Origin of the sequence: Bacillus sp. JH7 (assembly GCF_001563515.1) — a bacterium.
GTDB lineage: Bacteria > Bacillota > Bacilli > Bacillales > Bacillaceae_G > Bacillus_A > Bacillus_A cereus.
Genome location: NZ_LPUS01000001.1, coordinates 1,689,548 through 1,704,040 on the forward strand (window position 1 = coordinate 1,689,548; position 14,493 = coordinate 1,704,040).

Here is a 14,493-nt window from a genome sequence, read left to right on the forward strand (position 1 = left end):
TTCTATACTTCTATAAAATAAGGGTAGAAGGAGGCGGTTTACGATATGAAAAAGATTTTATTATTATTAGCTGACGGGTTTGAAGCAGTAGAAGCTAGTGTATTTACAGATGTACTAGGCTGGAATAAATGGGAGGGAGATGGATCAACCGAGGTCGTAACAGTTGGTCTTCGGAATAAATTAACTTGTACTTGGAATTTTACTGTCATACCGGAAAAAACGGTTGATGATATTCAATTAGATGAATTTGATGCACTAGCTATTCCAGGAGGATTTGAAGAGGCTGGTTTTTATCGGGATGCATACAGTAGAGAATTCTTACATGTTATTCAACATTTTTATGCCAAGCAGAAGCCTATTGCCAGTATTTGTGTTGCATCATTAACGCTTGGAAAAAGTGGAATTCTTGTAGGTAAAAAAGCTACCACATACAGTCATCCAACGAGTAAACGAAAAGAGCAGTTAAAGAATTTCGGTGCAATCGTACAAAATGATTTAATAGTACAAGATGGAAATATTATTACATCATCAAATCCAGGCACAGCTTTTGATGTTGCGTTTTTATTACTTGAAAAATTAACATCTAAAAAGAATGCTGAACATGTAAAGGATCTTATGGGATTTTAGGCATTTATCTTCTTATGAGTTTTTGATGCTTGCTAGAAGTAATGTGAAAAGTCGCCGTGCTCTAGTTCTATTTGCTGAACCCGAGGAAAAAGAAAAAGGGTTTGATTATTACAATACTTATAATAGGAGAATTTTTATGATTATAACACTTTTCACATATATTTTGTTAGGTTTATCTTTAGCAATACCCGCAGGTGCTATGACAGTCCAAATGACTAAACAAGGAATGAGAAATGGTTTCGTACATGGTTGGTTTGTAGGTATAGGAGGAATGACTGTAGATTTATCTTTAATAGTCCTGATTTATCTAGGGTTCTCTAGTGTATTAACCAATCCATGGGTAGAAACAGTTATGTGGCTCCTAGGTTTTATATTTTTAATGTTTATTGGAATAGAAAGCATTAAAGAAGCAAAGTCGGAAGTTAACATAGATGGAGAAGATCCTAATAAATCTTTATTATCAGCTTATTTATCTGGTTTTATGATTGCTATATCACCGGCTAATATTGTATTTTGGATAGGGGTCTTTGGCCCGGTTCTCGTTTCTTCATTAGGTAATGCAAGTACATCTACATTTATATTAATAGCTGTAGGTATTTTATTAGGTATCTTTATGCATGATATGATCTTATTAAGCTTTGTTCATTTTACTAGACGTTTTCTAAATCCAACCTTTATTAAAAGAGTATCTATATTTGCCGCAATAGTCCTATTCGGATTTAGTGGTTATTTTGGTTATGAGTTTATAAAACAAGTAATGACTTTTATCTCAAAAGCATAGTTCTTATAAACTTAAATAGGGTGGTTATAAGGTAAATGAAAAAGATACGTATTTTAAACGTAACATAATTGTAAATATGTTATATCACGTAGGCAACCCCTCAGGAATTCATTAATCCCTGAGGGGTCTTTAAATTCTTTACACGTAGCCTCTACTATAATTGATGGTGTATGAGCTTAGCTCAATAGCGATGGGGTACTACCCGCATTTTAACGAAAATATACGCTAAGCAAATTTCGATATAAAAGAAGCCGAATTTTCTACTTTAAGAAACTTTCGGTTTCAATTCGTTATGACATTGCTCTATGTTGTTATAGATATATAATTTAATTAAAGTTTCAATTAGTTTAGATCATCAAAAATAATGTCTTTTTTATCTAAATTTCTTAGAACTTATATATGAGATGAATATTAATTTATAAGCATTAAATATTTGTGAAGATTTAATTGACGAACATATTTTTTGACTTTTATTGAAAGTGGATTACACTATAAAAATTTTAGAGAATGGCTATCTATATAAAAATTACATAACAGTAGCTAATATAAATCCATTAAATAAGACGATTACTTGTACGGATGCTTTTCATAATCAAAGAATGTTTAAGTTTGGAGATGTAATTGAAGTGGATTAGAGGGGGAGAAATAAAAATAGTTATCTCTTCCTAACTTAATTATATCATGTAAATCAAGTTCGAAATAGACTGTTTCTTCGTATTTACTCCTGCTACAATCAAGAACACATGCATAGTAAGGAGAGATGTTACATGAGTTCTTTCGTTCTCGATTTTCAAGAAATAGAAAAAACGCAGCTTTCACTCGTTGGTGGAAAAGGTTTGAATTTAGGGGAGTTATCAAGCGTTCAAGGTATACAAGTACCCGAAGGATTTTGTGTTACAACGGTAGGATATGAAAAGGCTATCGAGCAAAATGAGGATCTTCAAACTTTGTTGCAGCAGCTAACAAAGTTGAAAATGGAAGAGCGAGCTCAAATTGGTGAAATAAGTAAGAAGATTAGAGAAGTTATTATGGCAGTAGAAATCCCTTCTGATGTAGTGAAAGCGGTAACTCATTATCTCTCACGTTTTGGAAATGAACATGCGTATGCCGTGCGCTCTAGTGCTACGGCTGAAGATTTACCGTATGCTTCATTTGCAGGTCAACAAGATACGTATTTAAATATTATCGGAGAAGAAGCGATTTTACAGCATGTAAGAAAGTGCTGGGCGTCTTTATTTACAGAGCGAGCAGTTACGTACCGCATGCAAAATGGTTTTGAACATAATCAAGTTTCTATATGTGTTGTCATTCAAAAAATGGTTTTCCCTGAGGCTTCAGGGATTTTATTTACTGCGGATCCGATTACTTCGAATAGGAAGGTGTTGTCAATCGATGCCAGCTTTGGACTTGGCGAGGCGCTAGTATCTGGATTGGTTTCTGCCGATAATTATAAGGTAAAAGAAGATGAAATCGTCGAAAAGGTCATCGCAACGAAAAAATTAGCCATCTATGGACGAAAAGAAGGCGGAACAGAGAGAAAGAAAATTGCTCCTAATAAGCAAAAAGTTCAAACACTTACTGAACAACAGATTTTACAACTAGCACGCATCGGAAGACAAATCGAAGCTTATTTTGGTTGTCCGCAAGATATTGAATGGTGCTTAGTTGATGATACAATTTATATAGTCCAAAGCAGACCGATTACGACTTTATATCCAATTCCAGAAGTAAATGATGGGGAAAATCACGTGTATATATCAGTTGGTCACCAACAAATGATGACCGATGCGATGAAACCATTAGGTTTATCTTTTTTCCTGTTAACGACAAGTGCCCCAATGCGTAAAGCGGGCGGAAGGCTGTTTGTGGATGCTACACAAAGATTAGCATCACCTGCTAGCAGAGATTACCTAATAAATACGTTAGGAAAATCAGATCCGCTCATAAGAGATGCATTAACGACTGTAGTCGAGCGAGATAATTTTATTACATTGTTACCGGATGATGAAAAAGAAAAGAGTGTTGGTAAAGGTGTGCCACCTGCAAGCACGCAACCAGAAATCGAAAATGATCCAGCAATCGTTACGGAATTAATAAAGAATAGTGAAGCATCACTTGAAGAGTTAAAACAAAATATGCAACTGAAATCAGGAGTGGACGTACTTGATTTTATTTTGGAAGATATTCAGCAATTAAAGAAAGTATTGTTTAACCCGCAAAGTATCGCTGTCATTATGGCTGGTATGAATGCTTCAACATGGATAAATGAAAAGATGGAGCAATGGTTAGGTGAAAAAAATGCAGCAGACACGCTTTCTCAATCCGTACAAAATAATATTACATCTGAAATGGGTTTAGCATTAATGGATGTCGCTGATGTGATTCGGCCGTACGAAGAAGTTATTGCGTATTTACAACATGTAGAAAATGAAAGCTTTTTAGATGAATTAGTTCAGTTTAAAGGCGGGGAAAAAGCTCGAGAGGCAATCGATGCTTTTCTAAATAAATACGGAATGAGATGTAGTGGCGAAATAGATATTACGAAAACGCGCTGGAGTGAAAAGCCAACTACAATTATCCCGATGATTTTAAATAATATAAGAGATTTTGAATATGGTGCGAGTAAGCGGAAATTTGAAGAAGGACTGCAAGAAGCTTTGAAAAAAGAAGAAGAGTTAGTAGATCGATTACAGCACTTATCGGGTGGAAAACAAAAAGTAGAAGAAACGAAGCGAATGATTCGTAATATCCGTAATTTTATCGGCTATCGTGAATATCCAAAATACGGTATGATTAATCGTTATTTCATATATAAGCAAGCGTTACTGAAAGAAGCTGAGCAACTTGTGCAGAGCGGTGTCATTCATGAAGTTGATGATATATACTATCTAACTTTTGAAGAGTTTCACGAAGTTATTCGCACGAATAAACTAAATTATGAGCTTATTCATAAACAAAAAAATGATTATAAATTATACGAAAAACTAACGCCTCCTCGTATAATGACGTCTGATGGAGAAATCATTACAGGTAAATATAAACGAGAAAACCTCCCAGCTGACGCCATTGCAGGTCTGCCTGTTTCGTCTGGAGTAGTTGAGGGGAGAGCTCGCGTTATTTTAAACATGGAAGATGCGAATTTAGAAGAGGGAGATATATTAGTTACGGCTTTTACTGACCCTGGCTGGACACCATTGTTTGTGTCTATAAAAGGGTTAGTCACTGAAGTTGGCGGACTTATGACGCACGGAGCAGTTATCGCACGTGAATATGGATTACCAGCAGTCGTTGGAGTAGAGAATGCTACGAAATTAATAAAAGACGGACAACGAATTCGGGTACATGGAACAGAAGGGTATATTGAAGTGTTGTAATGAAATAAAAGAACATCCGCTATTATAGTGGATGTTCTTTTATTATATAGCTGACTTATTTCTTTAAGCCAGCCGCATAAAAAGGTCCATGAACTGCGATTGTTGATAATATGAACAATACTGTTCGTACACAACTATTAGAAGGATTGAAAGCAAAAGGAGATACTGTAACAACAGATCAAGCTGCGAAATTAGTAACACCTATTGTAAAGAACGTGAAAAATATGAATGAGGTCGGCAAAAATAGTGCGAACGGTAACTCACCAATATCATTGTTCCAGCCGTTATGGATTGCAAGTTTAGCTAGTGCAGCGATTATTTTTATTGCGATTAGTAAAATGCCAGTAAGCTCAAGAAAAGAAAACTTTCTGTTAAAAGTAAACCAAATCGTAACAGGAGCTATTGCGACACTTGTAATTGGATTTGGTCTTACATGGATTGCGGATGGGATGGTAGGGTTAAATATTTCGAACTTCACGGATACAGCTCTATTCTTATCCATTACTTCTTTTAGTTTCTTCTTAATGATATCTGCGGTACTTTCATTGGTTGGGCTAAAAGGAATCGGTTTATTCGCTTTATTACTATTCTTCGGGGCGCCGTTACTATCATTAGCACCTGAGATGTTGCCTCCGTTTTATCAAGACTGGGTTTACTCATGGTTACCAATGAAATTTATGATTGAAGGCCTAAGAGAAATCTTCTTCTTCGGAAAAGGGTTAAGTTGGAATACTCCTGTTACTGTACTCGTTTGGATTGGTATAGTAAGTATGGTTACTATATTAGCAACTGCATTCAAACGTAGTGTAGTAAAAGGGCATAAAACAGAATTGAACGCTTAAAAAAAAGCCGTTTCACTAATTAGTGAAACGGCTTTTTTTGATGAAATCTATAAGCTGAAGAATGAATATTTGCTGATAATAAAGTTTGTTAATTTTTCTGGCTTTTCCTCAATGTAAACACCTAATTGTTGAAAAGTGTTATGTTTAGAATTAAGTCGGGATCTCTAAAGGTCACGTACATTCCAGACAATCTCACCACGTTCGTCATCCCACGTACTGTGATGACGCTTAAATCCTATCTTTTCTAGTACCCGGAGGGAAGCGATATTCCAAGCACCTACAGTCGACCAAAGTCTTTGGCGCCCAGTAGCAATCGCCGCGTCCAGTACAACAGATGCCGCCTCAGTCGCATAACCTTTACCATGAGCGCTGCGGAACAACTCGTATGCAATCTCCGGCTCTTCAAGTGTGGAACGACCGATAATCAAGCCGCAGTATCCGATGAAATCGCCTTCGTCTCTTCTTCGAATAGTGAGAAGGGAAATGCCATTTTCATCTGCCTTCTTACGCATCTCAATAAGCCGGTTACGAACGGAGTCGAGGGTCGGCATGTCCACACCACGTTCGCCAATTAATTTCCTCATCCAAACTGAATCGGATTCCTCCCACATACTCAGGTCAAGTCGTTCGGTTTTTAGCTGGAACTCCATAGTTTTAAATAAAGATGGCATAGTGGAACCTCCTAATTATGTCACTTAACTCATAATAGCTTCGCACCGCATCATGTTGAACCAATCGTTGATTCGCGAATTTATTTTCCTAACTCCCGCGAGAGTTTATAGCAACAGTATACAATAGTATTATTTTATGCATAAGCAATTCCTTTGCAAAATAGACCCTTTTCTCAAACTTTTCTTTCATTCTAAAGCCGTCCCGTTAAATACACAGGCTCCTACTATTTCTAAATGCATAAAATGTTAAGCGAAAGTATGGGGGGATACGATGTATAATTCAAATTATTATGATTGGTATAGGCAAAATGATAAGTTGATAAGTGATATTGAAAAAGCTATAAATGGAGAGTATAGCGCCATAAGCTGCTATGCAAAATTAGCGAATATGGCTCCAAATCAAGTAGAACAAAAACAAATTCTTGAAATTCGTAATGATGAAATAAAGCATTTCCACAACTTTGTACAAATTTATACGAACTTAACTGGTAGGCAGCCGAAACCACAAATTACTGAAGACTGCCCAAATACGTATTTACAAGGATTAGAGTTCGCTATACAAGATGAACAAAAAACAGTAGATTTTTATTTGGAAATTTCAGATGAGACATCAGATGCACATTTGAAAGAGTTGTTACGGAGAATAGCTGCAGATGAACAAAACCATGCGGTATGGTTTTTATATTACTTCGTGAAGTCGAAGTGAGCATTAAGAATGAACGAATGATGTGGTGCATATATTAAAAATTATTTTAAAACGCAGTGCAACAATTGAATGAAATATTTAAATGTAAGCAAAAGGAAACCGTTTCGCTAGTAGTGGAGCGGTTTTTTATGATGTACATATGTATCGACAAAATATAGTAATTACATTTCATATATAATGTATGAAAATGAATAAGTTAGGAGCAAGCATATGAAAAGAGGGATTACAGTAGATATTCTAGATGGATATGATAATTTACTTTGGAAAGTATTAAAGTCAATTGATATTACTGTATTTGATTGGCAAGTCATGGGAAGGGAGGAAGCTTATATAATAATAGGGAATGAATTAGGTCCAGAATTATTTTCAGAAGATAACGAGATCATGGAAGGATCAGAATTAAAAAAGCTAATAAAAGATAACATATATTATCTTTTATTTTTAGATCTAAAAGCATGTCTAAAAGGAGAGGTACTAGGAGAAATTGCAACATTTGAAGAATTTAAGGAGAGTAAGTGTGAAGTAGTCGTATTAGTAGCGGATGGTGAGTATATGCAAATTTATGCGAAAAACCAAGAAGAGATTGAAATGATGTATGAAAACGCAGTGAATCAAGGATTTTATGTAGAATATATTACAGATGAAAATGATGGAAGGACTCGTTTGTCAGTATGGTAGCAATTTGAAAGGGGAAAGGCAATATGGAGAGCAATATACGTAAAGAATATGCAATTCGAATTGCTACTGAAAATGAAAGTGATAGTATTATCCTTTTATTAAAAGAGGTAGCACAATGGCTACAATATAAAGAAGTGGATCAGTGGCAGTATCTTTTAGGAGAGGAAGCTACGGCTGAAATACTAGAATGTATAAGAGAGAAATATACATATGTTGTTCTGAAAGAAGATGAAATAGTTGGTACGGTTACAGTTTCTCCTAAACAAAATGAATGGGATGAACATATTTTTGGTAAAGAGGAAGTTTCTAATTCATTATATATTCATAGATTTACGGTGAAACGGAGGTATAAGGGGAACGGAATTGGAGAATGGATTTTACAGTGGATAGAAGAGAATGTGCAACATGACAAAGAGTATTTGAAGTTAGATTGCGTGGGGCATAATCGTACGTTAAATGATTTTTATAAGAAAGATGGTTTTGAATATGTTGGAAGTACGGATGGGCTTAGTAAGTTTCAAAAGAAAAGGAGAATGTGAATGCATCCAATTAACGTAAGTTTAGTTGAAAAGTTAATACAGGAACAGTTTCCCGAATGGGCCCATTTAGAAGTGAAACCTGTAAAGTTTAGTGGGCATGATAATAGGACGTTTCACTTAGGGTATGAGATGAGTGTAAGATTGCCAAGTGATGCGGCATATGCACCGCAAGTAGAGAAAGAAAATAGTTGGCTTCCTATATTAAGTAAGGGGCTTTCTTTACCGATTTCTACCCCACTTGCGAAAGGAAATCCGTCTGAAGCGTATCCATTGCCTTGGTCTATTAATAAGTGGATAGAGGGAGAAACAGTTACGAAACAAAACGTTCGGGATTTAAATGAATTTGCGGCGGACTTAGGATCTTTTTTAGTAGAATTGCAATCTATCAATGCGAGTAACGGACCTTTAGCTGGAACACATAATTTTTACCGAGGCGGACTTATATCTGTATATGATGAAGAGGCGAGAGTTGCTATTGAAAATAATAAGGATGTTTTTGACGAGGCATTATTAAAGCACCTTTGGAATGTAGCACTTAGTTCAACATGGGACCGTAAGCCAGTTTGGATTCATGGAGATGTAGCACCGGGGAATTTACTCGTTAAAGAGGGAAAGCTTTGTGCCGTAATTGATTTTGGTATTTTAGGAGTAGGGGATCCGGCTTGTGATGCAGCGATGGCATGGACTTTTTTTGATAAGAATAGCAGAAACGTATTTAAAGAAGTATTGCGCATAGATGAAGAAACGTGGAATAGAGCGAGAGGATGGGCACTTTGGAAGGCGTTAATTACATATGATACGAATAGGGATAGTAATGAAAAAGTAGCAGAAGAATCGTATCGTATCATTCAAGTGATTGTGGATGATTATGAGAGGTAATAGAAAAGCCTATTTTAAAATAGGCTTTTTCATATGATTAAATAGTAGAAATGGAAAGAAGGAATATAACATAATTATACAGAATATTTAGATAATAGGAGGTGTCGAATTTTGAGTGAAATTGAATTAAAGAGTAATGTAATTAAGACAGGGAGAGAGAAGGGAATTATTCTTCGGTTTATACTTGCTAGTCTTGTTGGGGTGTTTATGTTTTTCGTTCCTGTTACGATAAACGGTGCATCGTCTATTATGATTGATCATATCGTATCGTGGATTAGGGCTTCGGTTCCAGGCGTAGTACCTTATTATGCATTGTTCGTTATGGCGATTGGTGCGATTTATCCATTTTATACGAAGAAATGGAATGCATCTATCGTAGACATTTGTTTTTCTATTTTAAAAGTAGTTGGCGTTGTATTTGGCATATTATATTGTTTAAAAGTAGGACCAGCTTGGTTCTTTGCGCCAGATGTTGGACCGTTTTTGTATGAGAAGCTAGTCATATCAGTAAGTTTGCTCGTTCCAATTGGCTCGGCGTTTTTAGCGTTATTAGTCGGATATGGATTGCTTGAATTTATCGGTACATTTTGTCGGCCAATTATGAGGCCATTATGGAATACGCCGGGGAGATCGGCAATCGACGCAGTTGCGTCCTTCGTTGGAAGTTATTCGCTTGCTCTCCTTATTACGAATCGCGTGTATAAAGAAGGAAAGTATACGACAAAAGAAGCGGCGATTATCGCTACAGGATTTTCTACAGTATCCGCTACATTTATGATCATCATCGCAAAAACATTAGATATTATGCATTTATGGAATGTTTATTTTTGGACTACACTTGTTGTAACATTCATCGTGACTGCTATCACCGTAAGAATCCCGCCCCTCAGTAGAAAACCAGATACATATGTAACAGAAGAAGGGTTCCCAGAGCCTGTTTATAAAGAGAAAATGTTAGAACGTGCTTGGGAAGATGCGTTAGAAGTATCAAAGTCTGCACCGAGCATTATGAAAAATATTGCAGTGAATTTAAAAGATGGATTTATTATGACGATGGGAATTTTACCATCTATTATGTCAGTAGGATTAATTGGTATCGTCTTAGCGAAGTTTACGCCAATATTTGATTGGATCAGTTATATTTTCTATCCGTTTACATGGCTATTACAATTACCAGAAGCAGACTTAGCCGCTAAAGCCGCATCAGTTGGTATTGCAGAAATGTTTTTACCGTCATTATTAGTAGTAAGTGCACCAATTGTGACAAAGTTTGTTATTGCAGTTGTTTCCGTATCATCTATTTTGTTTTTCTCCGCTTCCATTCCTTGTATATTATCAACAGATATTCCATTAAAAGTATCTGAACTTATTATTTTATATGTGCAGAGAACGATTTTAACGTTACTTATTATTACGCCGATTGCTTATTTATTGCTTTAAAGTTTTAATAAGATAAAGTTATAAAAAAGAAGCCGTCTGTAAAAAGAGGGCTTCTTTTGTTTAAAAGCGGGATATTCTTATTTATTTTTCGTATATGACGTAACGCTTCTTAAGAAGATTCCTAGTCCCGCAAAAAAGAACCCTAAGCATAATAAGCTGCCTGGCGTTCCCCAAGTAATTTGATCTAGCATTTTTTATCCCCTCCCGTTTATCATTATATAGAATTTATTGGAAATTATCAAAAAATTATTTTTTTGAGGTTTACTGATGAGTCTTCCTACCTTATACGAGAAGAATATATTTGAAAAGAATTCTTCGCTCTATATTTTTATATTAGTATAATACGTTTTTGATTCTTATGATATAGTAACAACAAAGGGGGCTTAAAAATGGAAATTATTCACGAAAGAGCAAAGTTGCGGTTAATGGATAATACTGATGTCGAAACTTTGTTTTCGATTGTAGAAGGAAATCGGGATATTTGGGCGTATTTAATCTCTAAAATGGATAGTGTGCAAGATATGCAACAATACGTTCAAAAAGCGATAAAGGGCTACGGAAGAGGTAATCAAATACCTTTCGTAACCGTAGATCAACAGTCGAATAAGATTGTAGGAAGTACACGTTTATATAATATTTCAGTAGAAGATAAGACAGTTGAGTTAGGGCAAACGTGGTATCATCCGAGTGTACAACGTACGAGTATAAATACAGAGTGTAAGTATATGCTTCTTCAGTATGCTTTTGAAAAACTGCATATGCTTAGGGTACAAATTAAGACGGATGCAAGAAATGAAAAAGCACAACGAGCAATTGAAAGATTAGGCGCATTAAAAGAAGGTGTGCTTAGAAATGAAAGAAAATTACCGAATGGTTATGTGAGAGATGCGGTGGTGTACAGTATTATCTCGAGTGAATGGCCAGGCGTAAAAGAACAATTGTTAGAAAAATTAGAGTTGTATAAAGAAAAGTTATAATTCGTGTTTTGAAAGGTATATTGTTCGTGAGACATGAAAAATATACCTTTTTTCTTACAAAATGCTACTTTATTTTAATTCCTTTTGTTTCATCGTTCCCTTCTGAGAAAAAATTCGTTACAATGTAGTTGTATGGTAATAAACTTATGAATTTAAAAAATGTAATGAAAACCGCAAATGAAAATGAATTGATAATCCTCAATTTTAAATGAAAACCCTTTTATACATAAATAACAAGTAAAGTTCCTTCTTTTAAATAAACTCAAACAAAACGATTTGATATAAATGTTTTTTATAGAAGTATGGATGATGTACGGAGGCAATTACAAATGAAAGAAAATAAGAAGAGTAAGAAAAGACGAATCTTTCAAGTATTTTTACTAATGATTTGTTCTGCTATTTTATATGTAAGTTATGCAGCTTACGATATTTGGAGTTATCGTTTTAAAGCAAATGATGACGTGAAAACGGATGCTGGTATCGTACTAGGAGCAGCTTCATGGAACGGAAAACCATCTCCTGTATTTAAAGAAAGAATTAATCATGCGATTTCTTTATATAAGAACGGAAATATTAAAAAGATTATTTTTACAGGTGGTACAAAGTTCGAGGCAGAACTTGAGGAAGCACGTACTGCAAGAGTATATGCAATGAAACAAGGTGTAAAAGAGGAAGATATTTTAATTGAAACTAAATCCCTTTTCACTGAAGAAAATTTAAAAAATGCGAAGCAAGTTGGAATAGAGAACGGAATACGCACATACACGATTGTAAGTGATCCACTTCATATGAAACGCGCAATGAGAATTGCAAAACATATTAATATTGAAGCGTATGCTTCACCAACGCCGACATCAGCATATAAAACGTTAGACACAGAAATTCCATTCTTTTTTAAAGAATTATTCTCGTATATTGGATATGTAACCTCTTTGCCATTAAAGGCATTGAAGGGAGATTAACATAAGAAAAGAACCTATCCTTAAATAGGAACTTTTCTTATTAGTCAAAAACATTGTATTTTTATCGGAATAGTGAAACAATAGAGAGGTAGCTTCATATAATCATAATGAAAAAGTGAGCGGTTGATGAATCGAACATAAAGGAGATTATAGTATGGCACTCTCATTTGTTGAAACAGAAGAACAATCTTTCATTATTGCACAAATAAATAAATTGATTCCGAAGTTCATGGAAAGGGAGCATCAGCTAAGTGAATTAGGATCATTTCCGTATGAAAATATAAATGATTTGAAAGATATCGGATATACGAAATTAACGTTACCGAAGGAATTTGGTGGTAGTGCGATTTCTTTATATGACTTTGTTTTATTTCAAGAGAAAATCGCGGAAGGCTGCGGAGCTACTGCATTATCGATTGGCTGGCATCTTGGCATTGTGAAAGAGCTAGCGGAAAATCGCTCTTGGAATGATGAGATGTTCAAATGGTTTTGCGAAGAAGTACGTAATGGTGCGCTCTTTAACAGGGCAGCAACAGAACCGAAAACAGGGAGTCCGACGCGTGGCGGCAAACCAGAAACAATAGCGGTTCAACAAGGCGAGAAGTGGGTTATAAATGGAAGAAAAACTTTTACAACGATGGCGCCAGTACTTGATTATTTTATTATTTCAGCAAGTATGGAAGGCCAAGAAGAAGTTGGTGAGTTTGTTATTCCAAGAAATACACTCGGTGTATCTATTGAAGAAACGTGGGATAGCGTTGCAATGCGAGGGACTGCTAGCCACGACCTTGTCTTACAAAATGTAGAGATAGAAAGTCGCTTTTTTACAGATATAAAAGGCGGGAAAGTAAAACAAAAGGGTGTTGGCTGGTTGCTACATATACCAGCATGTTATTTAGGAATTGCACAATCAGCAAGAAATTATGCAGTTCAATTTGCGGAATCATACAAGCCAAACAGTTTAAACCATTCTATTAGTTTATTGCCGAATGTTAGAAGATTAGTTGGAGAATTAGAACTCGAGCTTATGCAAGCTCGCGTCTTTTTATATCAAATTGCGAAAAAGTACGATGAGGCAGAAGATAAACTATCACTGCAAGCAGAATTAGCAGCCGTGAAATATGCTGTAACAAATGCGGCGATATCTATAGTGGATAAATCGATGCGCATCGTAGGAGCAAAAAGTTTATCAGAAAAAAATCCGCTCCATCGTTACTATTTAAACGTCAGAGCAGGACTGCATAATCCACCGATGGATGATGCAACATTGTCTATGCTGGCGGATGCGGCGTTTCGGTCGTAGTTTTTAAAGCTTACATTTTATTGTTTATGGATATTATATTTGTTTTGAAAGCACGGGTTTGATTAGTAATCAAACCCGTGCTTTTTATGTGTATGAAGCACTTGGTTGAGATGTAGGTTTTTAATATAAATGATTATCATGGTTTTGTGATTGTTTCTTGTTGAAAAATTCTTATTGTAATGCCAGTTTGGAGGCTGTATAAACATTTTTCGTATTTAATCCCAAATTAATGGTCTTTCTAAGTTTACCGTTCGTAAATATTGTAAAAATTGACCTGCATGGACCGCATCATGATAGGCAATTCGTAATAGCATATCGCCTAAATATCGTTGATAGCCAACATCGCTTCTATCAATAAGTCTTGAATCTAGCTCGGCTATGCTTATCGATTGAACATATTCTATGAAGTCAGTAAAGTATGATTGTGCCAATTCAATTTCTTTTTTTACACAAGTAATCGGCTCGTCATCATACGGGATACGTATGTCGTTTATTGAACCGTTGTTTTTTATAATCATATGGTAGTAAAAAGTTGAACTCCATACATGACGAATCATCTCACCAAAAGACATAGCCTCAGGATCAGGCTTCCAATTAAGAAAATTATTAGGAAGAGAATTCCATAATTTTTCTGAGCGCCTTCTCGTTTCTTTCAAATTTAATATACTAAGATCAATTGCATTCATAATACATTCTCCTTTACTATTAAACTTA

At 35.4% G+C, this 14,493-nt stretch carries 14 protein-coding genes and 1 pseudogene; 13 read left to right on the top strand and 2 right to left on the bottom strand.

Going from position 1 to position 14,493, the window contains the following annotated elements; all coding sequences use genetic code 11:
• Positions 1-45: 45 nt before the first annotated feature.
• The 5 genes and pseudogenes from AU379_RS08525 to AU379_RS08540 form a co-directional block, all read left to right on the top strand.
• Positions 46-627 carry a DJ-1/PfpI family protein gene (locus AU379_RS08525; protein ID WP_000722336.1) on the top strand — a complete coding sequence of 194 codons (582 nt, stop codon included), beginning with the start codon at positions 46-48 and terminating at the stop codon, positions 625-627.
• Positions 628-763: 136 nt separating this feature from the next.
• A complete protein-coding gene (locus AU379_RS08530) occupies positions 764-1,408 on the top strand; it encodes a LysE family transporter (RefSeq protein ID WP_000587494.1) in 645 nt (214 codons plus the stop codon).
• 473 nt (positions 1,409-1,881) lie between these two features.
• Positions 1,882-2,043: a YolD-like family protein gene (locus tag AU379_RS28710; RefSeq protein WP_015382330.1), complete on the top strand. Its 162-nt coding sequence runs from the start codon at positions 1,882-1,884 to the stop codon at positions 2,041-2,043.
• Positions 2,044-2,175: 132 nt separating this feature from the next.
• Positions 2,176-4,782 carry a phosphoenolpyruvate synthase gene (gene ppsA / locus AU379_RS08535; RefSeq protein WP_061139121.1) on the top strand — a complete coding sequence of 869 codons (2,607 nt, stop codon included), beginning with the start codon at positions 2,176-2,178 and terminating at the stop codon, positions 4,780-4,782.
• 98 nt (positions 4,783-4,880) lie between these two features.
• Positions 4,881-5,624, top strand: a pseudogene (locus AU379_RS08540) (phage infection protein); the annotation flags it as partial.
• Between the two features lie 164 nt (positions 5,625-5,788).
• On the opposite strand, the gene AU379_RS08545 reads toward AU379_RS08540, so the two are convergent.
• Positions 5,789-6,295, bottom strand: a complete 507-nt coding sequence (locus tag AU379_RS08545; protein WP_001139531.1) for a GNAT family N-acetyltransferase — start codon at positions 6,293-6,295, stop codon at positions 5,789-5,791.
• A 271-nt stretch (positions 6,296-6,566) separates the two neighbouring features.
• Here AU379_RS08545 and AU379_RS08550 point away from each other — a divergent pair, with 271 nt between their 5' ends.
• From AU379_RS08550 to AU379_RS08585, 8 genes are all read left to right on the top strand, one after another.
• Complete coding sequence (locus AU379_RS08550; protein WP_000282830.1) at positions 6,567-7,001, top strand: ferritin-like domain-containing protein; 435 nt, start codon at positions 6,567-6,569, stop codon at positions 6,999-7,001.
• 210 nt (positions 7,002-7,211) lie between these two features.
• A complete protein-coding gene (locus AU379_RS08555; RefSeq protein ID WP_000820204.1) occupies positions 7,212-7,679 on the top strand; it encodes a DUF2691 family protein in 468 nt (155 codons plus the stop codon).
• A 23-nt stretch (positions 7,680-7,702) separates the two neighbouring features.
• Positions 7,703-8,218: a GNAT family N-acetyltransferase gene (locus AU379_RS08560; protein WP_061139122.1), complete on the top strand. Its 516-nt coding sequence runs from the start codon at positions 7,703-7,705 to the stop codon at positions 8,216-8,218.
• A complete protein-coding gene (locus AU379_RS08565; protein WP_061139123.1) occupies positions 8,219-9,097 on the top strand; it encodes an aminoglycoside phosphotransferase family protein in 879 nt (292 codons plus the stop codon).
• 111 nt (positions 9,098-9,208) lie between these two features.
• Positions 9,209-10,537: a YjiH family protein gene (locus AU379_RS08570; protein WP_061139124.1), complete on the top strand. Its 1,329-nt coding sequence runs from the start codon at positions 9,209-9,211 to the stop codon at positions 10,535-10,537.
• 389 nt (positions 10,538-10,926) lie between these two features.
• Complete coding sequence (locus AU379_RS08575) at positions 10,927-11,514, top strand: GNAT family protein (protein ID WP_000402583.1); 588 nt, start codon at positions 10,927-10,929, stop codon at positions 11,512-11,514.
• A 329-nt stretch (positions 11,515-11,843) separates the two neighbouring features.
• Complete coding sequence (locus tag AU379_RS08580; protein ID WP_000662216.1) at positions 11,844-12,476, top strand: YdcF family protein; 633 nt, start codon at positions 11,844-11,846, stop codon at positions 12,474-12,476.
• 154 nt (positions 12,477-12,630) lie between these two features.
• Positions 12,631-13,779 carry an acyl-CoA dehydrogenase family protein gene (locus AU379_RS08585; RefSeq protein ID WP_001218341.1) on the top strand — a complete coding sequence of 383 codons (1,149 nt, stop codon included), beginning with the start codon at positions 12,631-12,633 and terminating at the stop codon, positions 13,777-13,779.
• A gap of 215 nt (positions 13,780-13,994) precedes the next feature.
• On the opposite strand, the gene AU379_RS08590 is transcribed toward AU379_RS08585, so the two are convergent.
• Positions 13,995-14,465 carry a DinB family protein gene (locus AU379_RS08590; protein WP_000991284.1) on the bottom strand — a complete coding sequence of 157 codons (471 nt, stop codon included), beginning with the start codon at positions 14,463-14,465 and terminating at the stop codon, positions 13,995-13,997.
• Positions 14,466-14,493 lie beyond the last annotated feature (28 nt).